Raw genomic sequence first — 21,592 nt, forward strand, 5'->3', positions numbered from 1 at the left:
TCATCATTTGGGGCTATACAAGTAAAAACCGATACCACATAATTTTAGGGTTAGATAGATAATCATCAATAAAAACAAGAGGAATGACACTATGACAGATGCAAATAAAACCGATGCAACCACAAAAATGGCGCCAAAAGACATCAATCAAGATAGTCTGGCCAAAGAAGATCAACAGCGTACTGACGACTCAGCGCTAGATATGATGCAAGGTATGCATGAGCACGAAGATCACAAAGAGTAAGAGCAAAGCATGTTTTAACAGCTCGCTATTCTACACCTAAATAAACATGTAAAAACCAATACGGTTAATAACAGGCATGATAGGCGTTTATCACTATGATAAGCGCCTATCTTTTTTTGGTTCTCTCATTTCTGGCAGATGGTCTGAGACATAGTTGTATACAAATGCTGCTGTCGACACAATGGCGATGGGAACAAACAAAGCATCATAGCTAACTTTGGCAAACAAAAAAGCCCCCACTGTACTGCCACCGCAGAAGCAATACCAGATAATGGCTTGGAACCCCAAGGTTGGCTTACTAATAGAGCGACCAGCAAGCCAGTTACCGATTGCTGCACCCATATCGGATGTCAGTCCTGTCAAATGAGTTGTGCGAATAACTGCCCCACTATAAGTGGCTACCATCGCGTTTTGTAATCCGCAGGCCATCGCTGCTGCCAATTGTCCGAGATAGTCATGCTGCTGATATAACCAGTAGGCAGCTATTAGTAATGCTGCTTCAAAATATAGCGCACGCCCGTAACGACGGCCTAGTGTTAAGGATGTCTGCCCAATGACAAAACCACTCAATATCGCTCCTGCCAAAAAAGACAGCAAAAGCGCTCCGATATACAAAATACTGTGGGCGTCTGAATAAGCGATAGCTGCTGCAAACAAGCTGACATTACCGGTGACATGCGAGACTGATAAATTGGCAAATCCCATCAATGCGGTTGTATTCACGCAGCCGGCGCTAAATGCCAATACTGCCCCACCCCACAATATCCACTTTGGTAACTTGGTTATCATATTTGTCACCTAAAGGTCTACTGCCAAAAAGACTCATAGTATAACGAGAAAAGGCAGCCAATTGGCTGCCTTTTCAATTTCAATAGCTGAGTGAATCATTGGTAATGACCATCAACGCAAAAAATACTTAAATGATTATTGCGCTGGCTCATCCAGCATCATCAACTGCTCACTGATAGCGACGGTATTAAAGCCTGCATCAACAAACATGATCTCACCCGTGATACCAGATGCCCACGGAGATAATAGGAATAGTGCTGCGTTACCTACTTCCATCTGATTGACATTACGTTGTAGTGGTGCGATTTTTTCGCTGATATCGAGCATTTTGCGGAATGATTTGATGCCACTAGCCGCTAGCGTGCGAATTGGACCTGCTGAGATCGCATTGACACGGATACCTTCGCCGCCCATAGAAGTCGCTAAGTAGCGCACGCTGGCTTCAAGACTGGCTTTTGCCATACCCATGACATTGTAGTTTGGCAATACTGAGATACTGCCTTCATAAGTTAATGTCAGCATAGAACCATGACGCATTGCAAGCAACTCACGAGCTGCTTTTGCCAATGCCACAAAGCTGTAGCTAGAAATATCATGTGCTATGTGGCTGCCTTCACGCGTGGTAGCATTGACAAAGTCACCATCGAGCTGATCCATTGGGGCAAAACCAATGGCGTGTACCACACCATCAATACCATCACCCCAATGCGCGGTTACTTGCTCAAAACAAGCAGCAATCGACTCATCAGAGGCGACATCACACTCTAGCACCAAATCCGCTTCGAACTGTTCGGCAGCCATGTCCACACGCTTTTTGATTTTATCATTCGGATAAGTCAGGATCAGTGAGGCGCCTTCGCGGTGTAGCGCTTCTGCAATAGCCCAAGCGATAGAGAGTTTACTTGCGATGCCAGTTACGACAAATCGTTGTCCTTGCAATAGCATAAGATTTCCTTTTGAATCAATCGAGATGATTTAGAGTATAGGTTTATTTAGAGTAATCAGAAAGTGACGCGTCATGAAATGATGCAAATCAAAAGATGACCTATTATACACGAATTAGTTTAAGTAAACAGTCGTAAACTGTACTTGTCGACTCTCATTAACGTTGTATTAACCTCTCATTTAGTAAACCAATCAGATATCTGCCATCCATAACGGTCTTTATATAAACGTTCTAAACGATATACACCGTTATAGTTATGACCCTATTGATTTGTCTGAGACTCTGAACAGATTAAACACTCAACTGCTTGCTACAGCAGTATGAAGTTCAGCAGATTTCGAGTATAATCACAGCCCTTCCCAGCTTGCACAATTTTATAAGAATCCTGACATGATAGGATTCAACGTTAAGCTACACCCACATTTTGGATGGCTGCCAAACTTATGAGTAACACCCCAATAATAACCCCAGATTATAAAGAAAGTACCGAATCCTATCGCCAACTGATTGGTTCAACTGGCGAAGACTTAGATCGTCCTGGTTTATTAGACACGCCTGTACGTGCGGCAAAGGCTTTTGCTCACTTAACCAAAGGCTATCATCAAAGCATTGAAGAGGTGGTCAATGATGCGGTTTTTCCATCGACCAATCGTGAGCTAGTACTGGTACAGAACATTGAGTTTTATTCACTGTGCGAGCATCATATGCTACCGTTCCATGGTGTGGCTCATATTGGCTACCTGCCTGATGGTCAAGTACTGGGGCTATCGAAGTTTGCCCGCATTGTCGATATGTTTGCCCGTCGTCTACAAATACAAGAAAACCTGAGTGAACAGATTGCACAAACCATCATGGATGTTACTGGCTGTCGCGGCGTGGCGGTAGTCATGGATGCCTCGCACATGTGTATGATGATGCGCGGTGTCAGCAAACAGCATTCAACCACGCGTAGTACCGCGATGCTTGGCGAATATCAACACGACAATCAAGCCCGTAATGAATTTTTGGGTGCGGTACCTAAACGTCAGCCAGCGTTTTAATTGGCTGTTAATTGATTAAGCTGTTGTGAATAACAACCAAATAAAAAGGACGCATATGATGCGTCCTTTTTATTTGGCTGAGCGGTAGAAAAATAGTACTAACCAACTGGTTTTACATCATCTACCCAATCGCCATAACCAGCCGCTTCCATCTGCGCCAGTGGAATAAAGCGGAGCGCTGCTGAATTCATGCAATAGCGCTTGCCAGTCGGTGCTGGACCATCATCAAATACATGGCCTACGTGTGAGTCCGCGTAACGGCTACGAATTTCAGTACGGGTTCCAAATATTCCTCGATCTGGCTTTTCAACCACTAAGCTCGTATCCAATGGACGAGTAAAGCTCGGCCAGCCTGTACCAGATTTATATTTATCACGCGAAGAATACAGTGGCTCACCAGATACGACGTCTACATATAATCCAGGCTCTTTGTTATCCCAGTACTCATTATCAAAGGCACGCTCAGTACCTTCTTTTTGAGTGACTTTGTACTGAATATCACTAAGGGACTTCTTTAGCGCATCTTGTGAAGGTTTTACAAATGTATCTGGATTAAAACCTTTGCTTACTTTGCTATCTGATATGTTATTTAATGTCACTTGCTGTGTGCTATCTGCTTTGGGCGTAAACTTACTAAAATCAAGCTCGTATTTTTTACCATAAACACTCTCGATAAACTGATAGCGACCAGAATTGAAGGTATAAGCTTTATAGCGTATTGGGTTCTTTTTATAATAATCCTGATGATACTCTTCAGCAGGATAAAAAGTACTAGCAGGTACAATCTCGATCACTACTGGCTTGTCATACACACCAGATGCTTGCAGTGATTGCTTGGCCGCTTCTGCGATTTGCTTTTCTTGCGCATTATTATAAAAAATCGCTGGACGGTACTGTGTGCCACGATCAACATACTGTCCTTTATCATCAGTAGGATCAGCGATTCTCCATAGCGCCTGTACTATGCCATTGTAAGTAATTTTCTTAGGATCATAATACACCTGCGCTGCTTCTGTATGCCCAGTACCACCTGCTGATACTTGCTTGTAGGTTGGGTTTTCAGCGGTGCCACCCGTATAGCCAGATACGACTTCTACCACGCCAGGGATTTTTTCATAGCCTGCTTCAACACACCAAAAACACCCACCCGCTACCGTGGCTACTGCCAATCCTGGCGTAGTCGGTGCATATGGGTTAGCGGCAGTTGTACTCTTTACAGTAGAGCTGTTTTCAGTTGATGCGCAGCCTGCGTAAATCGCACTACTCGCTATGATAACTAACCCTATAATTCTAGATGGTAATATGCGATTCATGAGAATCTCCTAAGCGTAATGTCCTCTAAATATCCTAATGCTTTTGTATCACTGAAACATTCCTATACTGTTATATATTTACAGTTCATTAAGATATTTTTTATCAACTGAGTGTAATCACAAGATAAATTAAACGATTATTTGATAACGATTACATATTTTAGTATGACTTAACTATAGAAATAAGACGGAAACTTTATTATCTCAATGCATTAAAAAAGCCTATCCTCCAAAGAGTAATAGACTTTTTTATTTTAATATCACTAGCTCTATAAAAAACTATGACGCTGTTTCATTATTACTATCAGCACGTTCGTCGCTAGCTTGCTTAATTTTCGTTAGAATTTCTTTGATTTCAGATGCTGATAGATAGGTGGGCACAGCATAGGTGTCACTGACTTCTTTTGCCGCTGCCTTTGCAATATCATCAAAGTCGCTGGTTTGCATACCATTGACAGTCGGATCAATATTTAGATCTGCAATCAAGTCTCTAACTTGGGTGATAAGGTGATCTGCTATCTCACTATCGCCATTGGCTGCTTGACCATCCTGTACCATACCGGTTCTTTTCGCCAATGCAGCCAGTCTTTTTTTGCTCGCTTTGCGATTGACGTCGAGCACATAAGGCAACACGATGGCATTAGCACGGCCATGCGGAATACTATAGTAAGCGCCTAACTGATGCGCGATAGCATGCACATAGCCCAGACCTGCTTTGTTAAAGGCAATCCCGCCGTAATGAGCGGCGATACCCATCTCTTCTCTTGCTTTTAGATTACCACCGTCTTTATAAGCTAGTGGTAGATAATGCATGACAGATTTTACGGCAGAGGCTGCATAATAATCTGTCTCTACGCTGGCATTAGCACTCATCCATGCTTCTAAGGCATGGGTCAATACATCAATGCCAGTATCTGCTGTGATATGGGCTGGCATGCCTTTCATGATAACTGGGTCAATCGCAGCGGCTAGTGGTACCATTCTTGGGTCGATAGACAATGCTTTTTGATGCGTTTTGTCATCAGACACTACTGCACCAAGTGTCGCTTCTGAACCCGTGCCAGCTGTCGTTGGTACGCAGTATAGCGGCGTTGCAGGCTTTCTTGCTTTAAGAATACCGATTAGCTGCTTTGGCTTGCACTTGTTGCCTTGAGACATGGCTATCATTTTGGCCGCATCGATCACTGAGCCGCCACCAATGGCTACGATAGAGTCACAATTGGCCTCTATAGACTGACGTAGTCCTTCTTCAACTACTTTAAAAGTAGGATCTGGCGTAACACCGTCATAGATGTGGTAACTGATATTTTTCGCATCTAGATAATCGGTAACTTTTGCTGGTATGCCCAGTTTGTTGAGCACTGCATCCGTGACAATAAACACATTGGTATTGCCTTCATTGATAAGCATATCGCATAGCTCGTCACAGGCAGTCTCGCCAACGAATAACATCGGTCTTCTGATAGGTATCACATAAGATACTGCTTTTAATACCTTTGCCCGAGTCTTAGCCACAGCCAAATAACCAGCATGCTGCAAACTGTTGTTCTTTACCAATTTAGTAATACTGTTTTGTGTTTTCATGAGCACAAAAATCCTTTTTAATGATGGTTTTAACTGCAATAAAGACCGTTAAAGACCGTTTTTGCCAGCCAGTTAAATATTACTAATTTACGAGCGCCAGAATGTATAAAGATACGCATCACAGCATTATAAAATGGGCAGCTCTCTAAAATTATTGTACCACTGCTCTTTTCAATATGTCGCTATTATTATGAACTGCAATGTGTCAATTTTATACCAAGCCGCTTATTTTAGTTGCTTATTTTGATTGATCAATCTAAGTGGCTACAGTAAGTCGTTTAAACTAGTCAGTACTTGCCTTTAACAGTTGCTGAGTATAAATATGTTGTGGGTGATTAAAGAGATCTTCGGTACGTCCAGACTCTACGCAAGTGCCTTGTTTCAATACCATGATATGCTGACACAGTGCACGTACTACCTTGAGATCATGACTGATAAAGACATAGCTGACTTGCAGTCTTTCTTGGATTTCACGTAATAAACTAACTACTGTGACCTGTGTGGTACTATCGAGCGCAGAAGTAGGCTCATCCAATATAAGTAGACTGGGTTTCATAATAAGTGCGCGCGCCAGTGCCACGCGTTGACGCTGACCACCTGACAGCTCATGCGGATAACGCTGCGCAAATGCTAAAGGCAAATGTACCGTAGCAAGACTATCTAGCACCGCTTGCTGACGGGCGACTTTATCCACGCCTTGTACTAACAATCCTTCTTCCACGATTTGCATGACCGTCATACGCGGATTAATACTGGCAAATGGATCTTGAAATACCATCTGTATCTGCGAGCGGAATTTACGCAGCGCTTTTTTGGACAATGCTGAGATATCTTGATCATTGACCACTACCTGCCCATTCACACGTGCTTGGTTGCTTAGCAATTGGCTAAGCGCCAGCGCAATGGTGGTTTTGCCAGAGCCAGACTCACCTACGATACCCAATGCCTGACTTTTTTGCAGTATCATATCGACATCTTTAACCGCATCGAACCAGTGCTTAGTACCACCAAGCAGACCTTTTTCAATTGGGAACTGTACGTTAAGACGCGTCACTTCTAATACGCTTGATTGTTTATCTGCGTTATCGTCTTTTATGGTTAATGCTTGCCCAAAGTCTTGCTTGATAAGTGTGCGAGTATAATCGGCCTTAGGCTGCTCAAATACCACAGACGTTTTACCCTGTTCAATCGTTTGACCTTGGCGCATAACGATGATCTCATCACTATAGCGCCTGACCAGATTGAGATCGTGACTGATTAATATCATCGCCATATTGTGCTTGCGTTTGAGCTCATCTAGTAGCGCCAAAATCTCATGCTGCAAAGTAACATCGAGCGCAGTCGTTGGCTCATCAGCAATTAGAATATCAGGCTTCTGAGCCAATGCCATGGCAATCATCACTCGCTGACGCTGGCCACCCGATAACTCATGTGGGTAACGATTCAATTTGTCAGCAGGATCTGCAATATTGACGTCATCTAGCAAAGCAATGCTGGTGTCTCGCCATTGCTTTTTAGGTACGCCGCTTAGACGCAACGATTCAGCAATTTGTTTAGCGACCGTATGCAACGGGTTTAATGCGGTCATTGGCTCTTGAAACACCATACCAATCCGCTGTCCACGAATAGACCGTAGTGCAGCGTTACGCGCTTTATTATTCGCTATGGGCAAGGTCGACATGCCTATTGTACTTGCCAGCTGCACCTCACCAGTAACGGTGAGGCTGTCTGATAACAGACCTAGTAGCGCAAGACTGGCAATCGATTTACCAGAGCCTGACTCACCAACGATGGCCAAGGTTTGCCCTTGTCTTAGCTTATAAGACAGCGCATCGACCAACTGGATACCTGTAGTCGTAGTAATAGTTAATCTATCTACGGTTAGCATGAGCTTATCTTGTGCACGATTAGGGCTTTCATTTGGCGCGTTGTGTTGCTCGTTGGCGACAATATTTTTAGTCATATTAAGAACGCCTCGGATCAAATGCATCTCGCAGCGCTTCGCCAACGAAGATGAGTAATGATAAAATAAAGGTCAAACTAAAGAATCCTGACAAAGCAAGCCACGGTGCATCGAGGTTATTTTTCCCTTGTACCATTAGCTCACCAAGAGACGGCGAGCCAGGCGGCAAGCCATATCCCAAGAAATCCAGCGCAGTTAAGGCGATAATATTGGCCGTTAAAATAAATGGCAACTGCGATAAGCTAGAAGCTAATGCATTGGGTAAGATATGTCTGAGCATGATTTGGCTGTCCGAAACGCCTAAATTGCGTGCAGCTCGCACATAGTCAAAATTACGGGCTCGCAAAAACTCTGCCCGTACCAAACCAACCAGTCCCATCCAACCGAACAGTAGCATCATGGCAAACAGCATAATAATGCTAGGACTAAACAGACTGACCAAAATAATAATCATAAATAGCTGAGGCATACCGCCCCATACTTCCATAAATCGCTGTCCTGCCAGATCTACCCAGCCGCCATAATAGCCTTGTACCGCACCAACGATAATCCCAATCAGTGCGCCCGCAAGCGTCAAGGCCAAACCAAACAGTAACGACACTCGCATACCATAAAGTATCCGTGCCAGCACATCACGTCCCATATCATCAGTACCAAGCCAGTTCTGAGCATTGGGTGCTGCTGGATAAGGCAGACCAAGCTCGACGTTGGGCGTCTGGTCGGCAAACGGAATAGGCGGCATTATATAAAACCCTTGCTCATCAATCAGCGACTGCACTGCAGGGTCTTTATAATTGGTTTCGGTCTCAAATACACCGCCAAACGTCGTTTCAGGATAGGCCTTTAATACCGGAAAGTAATAATCGCCTTGATATTGAACCAGTAAAGGTTTGTCATTGGCAATGACGTTAGCTGCCATACAAATAACAAATATCACTGCGAAAACAAACAGCGATATCACCCCAAGTCTATTTTGACGAAAGCGATTGAGTCGTGCTTGCCAGATAGGGTTCAAGCGTTGCTTTTTTGTGGTAGATAGCTGCTCAGGCATTGGCGCTTTATCTGGTTCGCTATTAATAGTACTGCGATTTGGTGAAGGTTGATTATTTGACATTAGCGCCCCTCAAAGTCAATACGAGGATCGATTAAGTGATAGCTCAAATCACTGATTAACTGCAGTAGCAGCCCCACTAAGGTAAAGATAAATAGTGTGCCAAATATCACTGGATAATCGCGTTGTTGAATGGCTTCAAAACCTAGTAAACCGAGGCCATCAAGTTTAAAGATAATTTCAATCAAAAAGTTACCGGCAAAGAAGATACCAACGATAGCGGCCGGAATACCTGCGATAATAATCAACATCGCATTGCGAAAAACATGTCCGTATAGTACTTGACGCTCACCTAAGCCTTTAGCACGAGCAGTGAGTACATACTGTTTGCCCAGCTCCTCTAAAAAGCTGAATTTGGTCAGATAGGTCAAACCTGCAAAACCGCCTACAGTACTTGCCAGCAGCGGTAACGCCAAATGCCAAAAATAATCTTTTACTTTACCAAGCGCGCTTAGCTGATCAAAATTTTCGGACGTCAGTCCCTGTAATGGAAAGATATTCCAATAGCTGCCACCTGCAAAGAAAACCAGTAAAATCACTGCGAAGACAAACACAGGTATTGCATGTCCGATCGCTAGCAGCATAGCAGTGGCTTTATCAATGCCTGAGCCATGATGCATCGCTTTATAGACGCCTAGCGGAATAGCGATCATATAGATGAGCAACGTACTCCACAGCCCAAGCGATATCGAGACTGGCAGCTTCTCTATGATAAGATCGGTCACCGACTGCCCTTTAAAAAACGACTCACCAAAATCTAGCTGAGCGTAGTTCTTTAGCATGAGCCAAAATCGCTCTGGAGCGGATTTATCAAAGCCATATTGAGCATTGATCGCAGCGACCATCTCCTCAGAGAGACCACGCGTGCCTTGATAAGTACTGTCGTTGCCACCTGCACTGCCCGCACCAATATTACCGCCAAGCGCATTATCTTTTGCGCCCTGCTCAATAAGTGCCAGCTGCTGCTCAACAGGCCCGCCCGGTGCCGCCTGTACGATCACAAAATTGGCAAGCAATATCAAAAATAGTGTCGGCAATATCAGTAGTAGTCTTTTTAAGATATAACGACCCATAATGGCGACTTCCTAAATAAAGAGAGATAGCAATGACGTTCAGCAGCGAATTGTGGTGTATTAAATAGGTGCTTAAAAGCAAACTATTTGTTAAAAACTTACTTTAAAAGTTGTTTTTCAGCTCACGTAACGCTGCAAATACCGTTAACGACTTCTCATCATCGATAGGCATTTTGGATTTAACTCCTGCGATTACACTCGGCTCTTGTGTACGTAAAAACACATTTACCGTGCGCTCATGCTCTAGTGTCACTGGTAGCGTTGCCATGCCTTGTTCAGTTTGTACCTCTGCTCGTGCTAAGGCTTGCTGCATCGATTCATTGTCAGGTTCAATAGATAGACCAAAACGTAGGTTACTGGCCGTATATTCATGCGCCGGATACAGTAGCGCCTCATGAGGCAAGCCGTTCAAACACTTAAAGCTCTCATGCAGTTGCTCAATCGTACCAGTAAACACACGTCCACAACCTGCACTAAACAACGTATCACCGCAGAAACAATGCTTTTGCCCATCGATATCCAAAATATAGGCCATATGGCTAGCGGTATGCCCTGATACATCCCAGACTTGCGCAGAGCAGCCCCATGCGCTCACCGTGCTACCGTCTTTGATAGTTTGATCTTCATCGACGCCATGCTCACTATGCGCAACCAGATGAGTCATCGGATACGATTCCTGCAACTCTGCGACGCCGCCGATATGATCATGATGATGGTGAGTCGTCCAAATCGATGTTAGTTCGAGCTCATGCGTCTCTAGATAATCAATGACCGGCTGGGCTTGACCTGGATCAATGACAATCGCCTGCTTATTATTTTCATTAATCAATGTCCAGACATAGTTATCGCTAAATGCTTTGATTGGGTGAATACGGATACTCATGTTAAATCCTTACCGGTAGTTGTTTTTGTTACGTGTTATTTTGAATTATCTAGGACGTGTCCTCAATTCAAACGAGTGCCCTCTAAATGGGCTAAAAACAGCTAAATTTTGCCAAACATCGTCAAATAGTTGGTCAATATCTCGATATTATCTGCACTATTTTCCTCGTTTGACGGCAATTTATCTCATTTTTATCACCATTTTTAAAATGAGGACACGCCCTAATCTAACTGTTATTTGACAGCAACAGCATATATGCTCAGCTGACTGTTGTTATCGGTATCGGGTCAAACTTTATAATAAAAACTGTCTACTGCTTTAAATATTTATTGATACGCCCTTCTGCCTCTTTATCCACCCACCAATAATCGATACCAACAGCATTGGTCGGTAGTTTTTCGGTATGGCGATACTGATCCCAGTAAGCGACATTGGTGCCAGACTTGCCGTATAGCGGTACGACATAATGACCTGCGCGCAACAACCGATCTAGCACCTGCGTATACAGTACAATCTCGTCACGATTTTTAGCATTACCAAGGGCAGCAACGACCTTATCGACAGCTGCATTCTTGATACCAGCACTGTTATGATTACCCGGCTCGTTAGCAGCAGCGCTACCCCAGAATGCGGCTTGCTCAGCACCAGGAGATAGACTTTGGGCAAATATATCCACGACCATATCATAATCGAAACGGCGCATACGCTCATAATATTGCGGCCCATCGACTTGGCGCAATGTTGCATCGAATCCCAAGCGTTTTAGATTGCGTATATAAGGCAACAAGACACGGCCCATGGTCTCGCCTGTCATCAAAATCTCAATCTGGGCAAGCGACCCATCAGGTTGATATAGTTTCATATCCTCATAATAAAACCCAGCCTCTAATAGAAGCTTACGCGCCTCTAATAACCCTTGACGATTAAAGCCATTCCCATCACTGGTGGGTAGCTGCCATTCTGCTAATGTCGCTTTACGCTGAATCGGTTCGAGCTCAGACAATAACGACGTCAATACCTGCATCTCTGCATCAGATGGCGTACCCGTTGCGGCAAGCTCTGAGCCATGGAAGAAGCTCTGCAAACGCTCGTACTGCCCATGAAATAGGGTTTTATTCATCCATTCAAAATCATAAGCAGCTGTCAGTGCTTGGCGAACTTTAATATCTTGAAAGATTGGGCGACGCAAATTCATCACCAACGCTTGCATCGGTACTGGATTTTGACTGGTTATCGTCTCTTTTTGGATAAGCCCTGCTTTTACGGCAGGGAAATTATACCCAGTTACCCAGTTCGATGCTTTATTTTCGGGGCGAAAACGGTATTGACCAGATTTAAAACCCTCAAAGGCAATCTCATCACTTTGATAATAAACAAACTTGATCATATCAAAGTTGTAGCGGCCACGATTGACCATCAAATCACGACCCCAATAATTGGGATCACGTATATAACTTACCGAACGCCCAGCATCGACGCGTCCCAACTTATAAGGACCACTACCCATCAATGGTGACAGACTGATTTTCTCAAAATCGGCATCAATGGAAGACTTGGCAAATATAGGGAACTGGCCAACAGTCAGTAAAATCTCTTTGTTTTCAGCAGAGGCAAAGACAAACTTTACTTGTTGATCATTAATGATTTGAATGTCTTTGATATCGCTAAGATAACTGCGAATATACATGGGGCCTTTGTTCAATATCGCCTCAAAAGTCGCTTTTACATCGCGACTGGTCACATCCGACCCATCCCAAAAACGAGCATCAGGATTGAGATGATAGATAATCCAGCTTGTATCACCGGGATCATATGTCACTTTACTTGCCAGCTGTGGATACATGGTAAATGCTTCATTTAATGAACCAGTCATCAAAGTATCATACAGATAGTCTGTGCCAATCATCGCCACACCCGTGGTCATCCATTTATTGGCGCTATTAAACGTACCGCGAGCATCTAGAGACAGCGTACCTCCTGATGGCGCTTTTGGATTGGCATAAGGTAAGTAAGGTGCATCGATGTATTCAGTAGGACTATTGTGACCAAGCGCGGTCGTCGTGATAGGTGCAGCGATACTGCTCGGTATCCAACTGACGGTGATGGTTAGCAATACAGCTTTTAACAGGGCGTTTTTTATTATCATGACGTTATAACAAACCTCTATGCTAACCAATATAAATATCAAAACGTAAAGCCTGACAGCAAAACAGCGTTATAGCAAAATTTTATCATAACAAACTTAGGTTTTTTAACCTAATGGTTTGCCGTGGATATCGCTTCATGGTGATAGCATTAAGCGATATCCACGGCAAACCATTATTACTACGCGCTAGCATGACCAAACTGTCTGTTTATAAATATAAAAAAGGCGCAACCATGACTAGTTACGCCCTTCTTGATGTGCAGTTTATATATAAAAACTTTATACGTTAGCGGTTACTCTTTTGCTTAGGCGTGCTTTTTTTCGAACGCAATCATAAAGTCAACCAGCTGCTGTACCCACTCAATTGGTACGGCATTGTAGATGCTGGCTCGCATACCGCCTACGTCACGATGACCTTTTAGATTTAACAAGCCAGCTTTTTCTGACTCTTCTAAGAATACTTTATCAAGGCTGCTGTCTGCTAAAGTAAATGGCACGTTCATGATAGAACGATACTTAGAATCTACTGGATTATTATAAAAACTGCTGTCATCGATTGTCTTATAAAGTAAGTCAGCTTTTTGCTGATTGATTTTACCGATAGCAGCTACACCTCCCTGCTCTTCCAACCAATCAAACACCAGCCCTGCTAAGTACCAAGAATACGTCGCTGGCGTGTTAGACATAGACTCTTTGTCAGCTTGATGCTCATAGTTCAACAGCATAGGACACCATTCACTTGCTTGCCCCATCAAATCGTCACGGATAATGACAATGACTAGACCTGCAGGACCGATGTTTTTCTGGGCGCCCGCGTAGATCATGCCAAATTTAGACACATCTATCGGCTGCGACAAGATACAAGATGACATATCAGCAATGATTGGCGCATCTACTTGTGGCGGCTCAAATATCTGTAGGCCATGAATTGTTTCATTAGCACAGTAATGAAAATAAACGGCGTCTTTACTGATATTCCAATCGCTTTGCGCTGGTACGTCAGTAAAGTTATTCTCTTTGCCAGTCGCAACTAAATTAATCTCGCCCAAACCCAATGCTTCATAGCGCTTAGCTTCTTTGATTGCTTTACCTGACCACGCTCCTGTCGTCAAATAGTCACCGCGTCCGCCATTTAACAGATTCAATGGAATCGCAGAAAACTGCAAACTTGCGCCACCTTGCAAAAACAGCACTTTATAGTTATCTGGTATTTCCATAAGCGTGCGTAGCTTAGCTTCCGCCTTGTCAGTAATGGCCATATACTCTTTACTACGATGGCTGACTTCCATGACCGACAGGCCGCGACCTTGCCAATCAAGCAGTTCGCTCTGCGCGCGCTCTAATACGGCTGTTGGCATAGTAGCAGGACCAGCACAAAAATTTGGCAGGCGATGCGGTGTGGCAGTTGCTGTAGACGTTGGGGTTGTAGGCATAATCACAGTCCTAGGTATGATGAAATAAAAGGATGTTTTTTATTTCAGTTTGTTGATAAAGGCAATGGTATCGATGTTAGTTTTTATACAACTCAATGAGATATCTGCTCCCACAACTGACGTTTAGCATCACTGTCTGCGAGCATTGCTTCTAATGTCGGCACAGTGGTCAGATTGGGATGTTGAAGGCCATCAGGCAGCGCGGTCAGTGCAGCAACTTGTATATCTTCGCTTCGGCCAATTCGAAAAATATATCCTGCAAGACTGGCATTGGCAAGCTCAGCAGTATCCATACCATCACAAATCGGGAATGATGTTGTCTCGCAAGTGATTGATAGCGCCTGAGTAATGTTTTGCCATAGTTTTTGACTGTCACTATCTAGCGCTTTGATATCAACCACTATTACCCAGTCATTATAGCGGCCACCTTGCAAGTCAAATGGTGCTACTTTTTTTAAGCTATCATCATTTATGCTGTCATCACTAGCACTCTGTGGAAAACTACTTTGCGGAAAATTATTCTGCGCAAATTGAGGTTGCTCAATAGGTGCATTCGTAGAGGTTACAGCAGTTTGGTTCGATGTAGTACTTGGGATGTCATGATAGATAGACCCAGTACTTGAACTAACAGTAGTTGAATCAACGGAATCAAAACTATAAATAACAGGGCTTTGCTCGCTAGCCGTCTGCTCAGCGGTAGCTTGCAAATCAGGATCATACTCATCGGCAACATAGCCCTTAGCATTGTAATCATTGATATCATAACCATCAGTCGATCGATCAACTGTGCCTAAAATTCCAACGCTCACTACTTCATTGTTACTAGACTCAATATCAGTGGAAACAATATTTGACTGCTCAACCGAAGCTGTCGCAATGTCAGCCATATTGATGGTTTCTGACTCAGGTTGTACCCACTGATTGATACCTATCATCGCTAGAATTTGGCGTTGCTGCACACGGCGCTGTAATACAGTTAGCGGGTCTTGGATATCACTCATTCGACTCTACTATCCTACTCATTTTGTTTATATCATTTATAGATGTTTTTATGGTTTTGGCAGCTCTCATTAAGCATGCGCTATACTATCAATTAAGTAATAAATACATGCCCATCAAAACAGCTGTCGAATACCGAGCCAACGCTCTGATATTGCCAACAAACAATCGTATTCATCTTGGCTGATTATCGTATCGTGTAACATCACCGTATGCAACGTACTTAGCCATTGGCGATACTCATTATGAGTAGGCTGGCTCATTTCACTTTCATTATAATCTATTTGACTACCATCCTGTTGCTTCTCTCGATAATTATCAGCATTCGGATCACCTACCAAGCGCTTGATAAAGTGATTGGCAGAGACAGGAACCGCAGAAATAATCGCCAATAACTGAATGCTATTCAAGTGCTGTGCGGTCAATAATAGCCACTGTAAATTAACATCGCTTACTGTCATAAGATCAATATCAATCAAGCGCGCATGCCGTCTCAAATCTACAATATAATGCGCCACACTGTCAGTACCCTCACTCAATAGCGATTGGTCATGCAGTGAGATCATCTGGCCTTTGGCATCTTTTGATAGTCGATAAGCCAATAAGACAACAACTGATACTTCTGATTTACTAAGTCCTGTAAACGCCTGACTTGAAGGATCTAGTTGCGCCCTTACGTCTTCCATACCAGTCTTTAGTATTTGCGGCCATAGAGACTGCGCGTCTGTATCTTGTAAAACTTTAGACAATATCGGTAGTAACTGCTGCAAATGTAGCGCTTGCCATAATGATGATATTGGCGATTTTTGATGTGCTAAAGCTAACGGGTTATTCAGAGTAATCGCAACCGCATGAGCGTTATCACTAGCTATATTTTTATCTGACGAATCATAAGCTAAGCTTTTGGTTAAGTCAGATGTCAGCTGTTGGTTAAACAGCTCAAATATGCCCTGCTGATAACGCAACAACATCGTACGGCATTTCTCTTGTTTTTTATAGTACTGATGACTGTCGTGACTATGATCGTTTTTACTTTTGAGCTTTAGATCTTCAATACATAGTTCAGATAAATTCTTTTGATGCAATTGGTTTAAGGCGAGCTCAATCAAAGCGCTGTCTAAACGTCTGTCCAAACTGGCTACTACTGTCATCAGCTTAGTATCTATCCTATGCGGTAATATTTGCTCATGGGAAGTCGAGTCAGTCGCAACAGAGAAGCCATCATTCCAAATATCATTCAAACTATAAGTGGCAGTCGTTGATAATGATTGATGCTGATGACAAAGCAAGACAGCTTCGACTAATGCTAGCGCACCTAAAGGATGATGACTATGGTTGAGTATGTACTGAGGTAGTGATACCTTTTTAATATCATTAAACCCAATTAATGTGTTTTCTGGTAGGTCAGCGTCAGGTTTGGATTGCCACGGTTTTAACAGCTGATGAGTACCAACGTCTTCGGCCTGTACTTGAAGCCGCCCATCAATTACTACATCAACTTCTACGGCAAACTCTAAACCGTCATCAATCCCTGATTCGCTACTATCCGTATTACGACCGTCGCTTATAGACTCAGCAAGGACTTTTGTGTCACTTGTCTGTTTAGTGTCACCTATATTAATCGTTGCGGCTGTTTGAGATCCAAGTACTGACGAGTGCCGCGTATTTTTTTCTGGCAAATATTCACTTAGGCTATTTTCTTTTGTTATTCCCCAATCACCTAAGCGGCGTTGCCTATATATTTCTTTGACCTTTTGCTGATTTATTCGCTTTTCTTTGGCGACTTGTACCGCGAACTGATGATAAGCATCCGCATTAATAGCGCTCATACGCTCAGTCAAGCTTGGGTGTGTGGCAAACCATGACACATCCCCTAAGTCTGCCCCACTACTGGCAAAGAAAAAATGACTGAGTCCATTGATATCAGCAATGCCAGACAAACGCGAGCCGAGCGAGTCTTGATGAATGGCTTTTAAGGTTTCGATAATCGCAGGCGTACGTGTCAATTGAACACTAGTGGCATCAGCAAGTAGCTCGCGCTCACGATTAAAACTGTGCTTAATCAACTGCGCGCTTGCCATACTGGAGAAGCTTAAACCATGCAGTAGCAATGTCCAGACACTACGCGGGGCTTGACGATCTATTATAGGTGGCGTTTGCACCCATTTAGACTGACGCTTGGCTGAGGACTGCTGTTGTTGTGATTGCTGCTGCCAGTAAGCGACCCATTCACTATGCGTGGTGAAATTGGCGGTTTGCGCTTCTGTATTGCGTGCTAGCATATCAACCTGTCTCTGTGATAGAGACTTTTGGGAAATACTATCGCTATCAAAGTGACTATAATTAAAGAGGCGATTAGAGATTGGATCACTCCAGTCATATAGTATCTGCAAGCCTGCCAACACCACCATCAGCTGTAAATTGAACCTAGCATCACCGTGCAGTATATGGCCGTACTCATGACCGATAAGCCCGTATAGCGCCTCATCAGACAATTTATCTAGTGCTCCTTGGGTGACGACTAATACCATATCTGAGCTATAACGACCAGCGACGAAGCCATTAATCCCCTGCTCATCAGGTAACACATATAAAATCGGCGTACTCAAACCCGAAGCAATGGCCAGTTGCTGTGTAATTTCATAATAGCGACGATAAACTGGCGGAAAATCGCGCTCGTCACGTACTGCTATATGACGTGAACTATAGCGAACCTTTTCTTCAACTTCGTGTTGATGAGCGACTCCTTGACTGTGCTCCCATGGTTCTTGACTATTATCAATAAATAGCCTAACCGCTCCTACTCGCTGGGCAATAGCGCGGCCACCTGCTCGCAGGCGTCGATACTCTAAAAAACTACCACCAACGAAACTGCCTAACGTCAAGACAATGACCAGAACCAAGACCCAATGATATATACCGCCTATAAATACTGTCAGCAGTATAGACATGACAGCCAGTCCTACAGCCATATGAGCAAGTACAATTAAGAAAAACAGTCCATAAAGTAATAGACTGCGACGCGTCCGTATCCGCTGTTCACCAAAAAAATCCATCAGATTAGGCTGCCTAGAGTTCGCCAAAATTATCTAAACCTTAGCCCATGTTGACAATCGGTGCCTGAGCAATCGCTTCTCTATCTTCAAATACCAACTGACTGAGTGGACGAAAGCCAAAAGTCGTACTAACGAGGTTATTGGGGAATACTTCGCGATCATTATTATAAAACATCACGCTATCATTATAATGCTGACGCGCAAATCCGATGCGATTTTCCGTATTGGTTAGTTCGTCCATGAGCTCCTTAATCATACTATCGGCTTTGAGCTCTGGGTAGGCTTCGACGACAGCAGAGAACTGACTCAATGCTTTGGACAACATACCTTCTGCTTTTGCAAATAGTGCCATGTGCTCTAGTGAGTCTGGCTGATGTTTATTAGAGTCTTGTAGGTCTCGGGCATGATTACGTGCGCTAATGACGCGAGTGAGTGTTTCTTCTTCATGACTCAAATAACGCTTGGCAGTTTCGACCAAGTTTGGAATCAGATCATGACGACGCTTTAGTTGCACATCTATTTGAGCAAAGCCGTTCTTTGCTTGGTTACGTGCGCGTACCAATCTATTAAAAATGGATACCCCAAATACGACCACCAACACCAAAAATGCAATGAATAGCCAAACAAACATCTTCATAATCAAACTCCAAGGTGTCTAGAATGTTAATAAAAAGTTAATACATTGTATTTTAACTCATATTAATCAATAAAACCTTAGAACTAGATCGGAACTATAAAGGAAATCGAACAGGAAATTAAATTGAAAACTACATAAGCAATTAGCTAACCATCAGACAAAAATTTGACCCAAAAAAAGCCCTTTACAATGAAGGGCTTAATACATTACAAATATGTCTTTGATACTTTATAAATATAATTATCAAATTTTAGGCAAAAAAAAGCGACTCCATCAGCACATCCTCGGCACACACTATAACTATTACCGTTGCTACCTTCCGGTCCTGGCGGGATTCATAGAACAATGTTGCGAGGCTACCAATGGAGCCACCAGTCGCAAATTATACAAGAAATTTTTAATTTTACAACCCCTATCTTAAAACTGTTTGCTTTAGGCCCTAAATAGCACTGTCATTTAGTTCATTAGCTCAGGTCCGCAATGTATGAGCACAAATTATATCAGTAACTTAGGTCACAAAATTCTCACAGCAACTTATATGAATTTTGCTATTTTAGTGAATGAAGTTGCACCCATGTCGATTTCTAGAGAACAATAGGGACAACTTTTCATGTATGAATGAGCGTTGATAATTGTCATTTATATATTATTAGAATCAATTTAGGAGATAATAATGAAAAATACTTTATTGAATAAAGCAGCACTAGCTTCTGGTACGGTTTGTCTCATGACAGCGATGATGGGTAGCGCCCATGCAGAGCCAACAGGCTATGATCAACTGACATTTCAGACAGAAATAAAAGAAGAGATTCAGAACGATGAAGTACGAGCCAGCTTGTACAAGAAAGCACAAGCAACTGACTCTAAGACTTTAGCTACAATGCTTAACACCTCAATCAACAATGCCATGAAAATTGCCAAGCGCTACCCTAGCGTGACCGTGAGCACAGGGCAACAGCGCACCTATCCACGCTATGACAAAAACGATAAAATCATCGGCTGGACAGGTCAAGCAAACATAGATTTAAAAAGTACAGACTTTTCAGCGACTAGCCAACTAATTGCTGACTTACAAGAAACCTTAGTGATGGACAATCTTAATTTTGGCGTATCAGATACCAAAAAAGATGCGCTAGAACAAAAATTAATGACCGAAGCTTCTCGCGCTTTTCAGCAGCAAGCTAAGAGCCTTACCCGCGCTTGGGATGCTCGTGGCTACCGCGTCGTCAATGTTAACCTAAACACAGGTAGCAACTATCCACGTCCAATGTATAGCGCTATGAGCATGAAATCAGGAATGGCAGACGAGTCAGTACCAAGCCAAAGCTTTGAGTCTGGTAATAGCACTATTTCTGTGACTGCTAACGGTACCATCGAGTTAACTAAATAAGACAGCTTATAGTTAAAATAAAATAAGTGATTTACATTAAAAAAGGCAAGCATCGTTAACGGTGCTTGCCTTTTTATTTTGCTAGCGATATCTATCCATTATATTCAATCATTATTGAGACCATTATTGTGACTGAGCAACTTCCTGTTGACGCAGCTTTAACATCAATTTTTGATACCAAGCTAGCTTTTGATAAGCCAATAGCTGCGCTGCCTTTCTTTTGTTGTCTTGCAATGTGGTTGTATTTTGAATCACATATACAGTACGTGTGATTTGCTCAAGTGTTTGGCCAGTTTCGCTTTGTATAATGGCCTTAATTGTATGAGTACCTGGCAAAACATCAACAGTAGCAATAGACGCGCTCAAACCTTGTGCAACCTCTTTGTCATCAAAATAAATACGGGCACTATCCCCTACCTGTAACGCAGGCTTAATCTGCACATTGACATCGATATTCTGTACGGGACGACGATAGGCTGTCTCTTCGCTAGGTTCAGTAATGGCTAACTGATAGTTTACTGGCGTGGTAACCTTAGTATTTATCGCAGGCGACTCAGTATCAGTCACTGTCTGCGACGCATTTGATGATTGGCGACTTGTATTAGGATTGGTTGTCGTATTCAGACTAGTTGATCTGCTCGTCTCATTACCCGTCGTAATAGCCATTTGACTGACTTGTTTGCCAACTTGCTGCTCATAATCCTGTGGACGGTCGGTAAAGGTGACTTGACCGGTTTGCTCATCGACCACTTTGTAAATAGGTGCAGCATTCGTGAGAGATGTACAAAGACTAGCGAGAGCAACCGTAGTCCATAACCCAACTCTAATCCTACTCTTCAAGAAACTCGGTTTTGCTAATAAAGTCATAATCCATCAACCTAGATAGTGTCTACTATTAATATAATTTTATAAAACTATTATGCGTGAGTTTTGACATGAAATCAGTAGCGATTTCAAAGAAAATTCAGCAATTGGACTGATACAC

The 21,592-nt window shown here is 43.0% G+C and carries 17 protein-coding genes and 1 other RNA gene; 3 read left to right on the top strand and 15 right to left on the bottom strand.

From position 1 onward, the window contains the following. Positions 1 to 91: 91 nt before the first annotated feature. Entirely contained in the window at positions 92 to 244 is a 153-nt protein-coding gene (locus tag I3254_RS11405) for a hypothetical protein (RefSeq protein WP_238052943.1), read from the top strand. A gap of 93 nt (positions 245 to 337) precedes the next feature. On the opposite strand, the gene I3254_RS11410 is transcribed toward I3254_RS11405, so the two are convergent. Then, entirely contained in the window at positions 338 to 1,033 is a 696-nt protein-coding gene (locus I3254_RS11410; RefSeq protein WP_238052944.1) for a YoaK family protein, read from the bottom strand. Between the two features lie 135 nt (positions 1,034 to 1,168). Then, on the bottom strand, positions 1,169 to 1,978 hold the full coding sequence (locus I3254_RS11415) for an enoyl-ACP reductase (RefSeq protein ID WP_165596971.1): 810 nt from the start codon (positions 1,976 to 1,978) through the stop codon (positions 1,169 to 1,171). A 444-nt stretch (positions 1,979 to 2,422) separates the two neighbouring features. Here I3254_RS11415 and folE point away from each other — a divergent pair, with 444 nt between their 5' ends. After that, a complete protein-coding gene (gene folE, locus I3254_RS11420; RefSeq protein WP_238052945.1) occupies positions 2,423 to 3,019 on the top strand; it encodes a GTP cyclohydrolase I FolE in 597 nt (198 codons plus the stop codon). 98 nt (positions 3,020 to 3,117) lie between these two features. Here the strand turns inward: folE and msrB are convergent, their stop codons facing one another. The 12 genes from msrB to ffs all read right to left on the bottom strand — a co-directional run bounded on the left by msrB (position 3,118) and on the right by ffs (position 19,582). Then, complete coding sequence (gene msrB, locus I3254_RS11425; RefSeq protein WP_238052946.1) at positions 3,118 to 4,332, bottom strand: peptide-methionine (R)-S-oxide reductase MsrB; 1,215 nt, start codon at positions 4,330 to 4,332, stop codon at positions 3,118 to 3,120. 279 nt (positions 4,333 to 4,611) lie between these two features. Then, positions 4,612 to 5,916, bottom strand: a complete 1,305-nt coding sequence (locus tag I3254_RS11430; protein ID WP_238052947.1) for an iron-containing alcohol dehydrogenase — start codon at positions 5,914 to 5,916, stop codon at positions 4,612 to 4,614. Between the two features lie 283 nt (positions 5,917 to 6,199). Continuing rightward, positions 6,200 to 7,879, bottom strand: a complete 1,680-nt coding sequence (locus tag I3254_RS11435; RefSeq protein ID WP_238052948.1) for a dipeptide ABC transporter ATP-binding protein — start codon at positions 7,877 to 7,879, stop codon at positions 6,200 to 6,202. Position 7,880: 1 nt separating this feature from the next. Then, positions 7,881 to 8,894: an ABC transporter permease gene (locus tag I3254_RS11440; RefSeq protein WP_197707688.1), complete on the bottom strand. Its 1,014-nt coding sequence runs from the start codon at positions 8,892 to 8,894 to the stop codon at positions 7,881 to 7,883. 98 nt (positions 8,895 to 8,992) lie between these two features. Next, positions 8,993 to 10,063 carry a microcin C ABC transporter permease YejB gene (gene yejB / locus I3254_RS11445; protein ID WP_057760341.1) on the bottom strand — a complete coding sequence of 357 codons (1,071 nt, stop codon included), beginning with the start codon at positions 10,061 to 10,063 and terminating at the stop codon, positions 8,993 to 8,995. Between the two features lie 103 nt (positions 10,064 to 10,166). Beyond that, positions 10,167 to 10,946 (bottom strand): hydroxyacylglutathione hydrolase, encoded by a 780-nt coding sequence (gloB, locus tag I3254_RS11450; RefSeq protein ID WP_238052949.1) that lies wholly within the window; start codon positions 10,944 to 10,946, stop codon positions 10,167 to 10,169. 310 nt (positions 10,947 to 11,256) lie between these two features. Beyond that, positions 11,257 to 13,089 carry an extracellular solute-binding protein gene (locus I3254_RS11455; RefSeq protein WP_238052985.1) on the bottom strand — a complete coding sequence of 611 codons (1,833 nt, stop codon included), beginning with the start codon at positions 13,087 to 13,089 and terminating at the stop codon, positions 11,257 to 11,259. A gap of 308 nt (positions 13,090 to 13,397) precedes the next feature. Then, entirely contained in the window at positions 13,398 to 14,525 is a 1,128-nt protein-coding gene (serC, locus tag I3254_RS11460; RefSeq protein ID WP_165596967.1) for a 3-phosphoserine/phosphohydroxythreonine transaminase, read from the bottom strand. A gap of 92 nt (positions 14,526 to 14,617) precedes the next feature. Continuing rightward, entirely contained in the window at positions 14,618 to 15,526 is a 909-nt protein-coding gene (locus I3254_RS11465; protein WP_238052950.1) for a DNA polymerase III subunit psi, read from the bottom strand. A 114-nt stretch (positions 15,527 to 15,640) separates the two neighbouring features. Next, positions 15,641 to 18,607 (bottom strand): M48 family metalloprotease, encoded by a 2,967-nt coding sequence (locus tag I3254_RS11470; protein WP_238052951.1) that lies wholly within the window; start codon positions 18,605 to 18,607, stop codon positions 15,641 to 15,643. 13 nt (positions 18,608 to 18,620) lie between these two features. After that, positions 18,621 to 19,217 carry a LemA family protein gene (locus I3254_RS11475; RefSeq protein WP_238052952.1) on the bottom strand — a complete coding sequence of 199 codons (597 nt, stop codon included), beginning with the start codon at positions 19,215 to 19,217 and terminating at the stop codon, positions 18,621 to 18,623. Positions 19,218 to 19,485: 268 nt separating this feature from the next. Next, positions 19,486 to 19,582, bottom strand: an RNA gene (gene ffs, locus I3254_RS11480) — signal recognition particle sRNA small type. A gap of 308 nt (positions 19,583 to 19,890) precedes the next feature. Between ffs and I3254_RS11485 the strand changes: the two genes are divergently transcribed. After that, entirely contained in the window at positions 19,891 to 20,607 is a 717-nt protein-coding gene (locus I3254_RS11485; protein ID WP_102091728.1) for an SIMPL domain-containing protein, read from the top strand. 123 nt (positions 20,608 to 20,730) lie between these two features. Here I3254_RS11485 and I3254_RS11490 read toward each other — a convergent pair whose 3' ends face one another. Next, positions 20,731 to 21,474, bottom strand: a complete 744-nt coding sequence (locus I3254_RS11490; protein WP_238052953.1) for a DUF4124 domain-containing protein — start codon at positions 21,472 to 21,474, stop codon at positions 20,731 to 20,733. Positions 21,475 to 21,592: the final 118 nt, after the last annotated feature.

Source organism: Psychrobacter sp. Ps2 (assembly GCF_022129405.1).
Lineage (GTDB): Bacteria > Pseudomonadota > Gammaproteobacteria > Pseudomonadales > Moraxellaceae > Psychrobacter.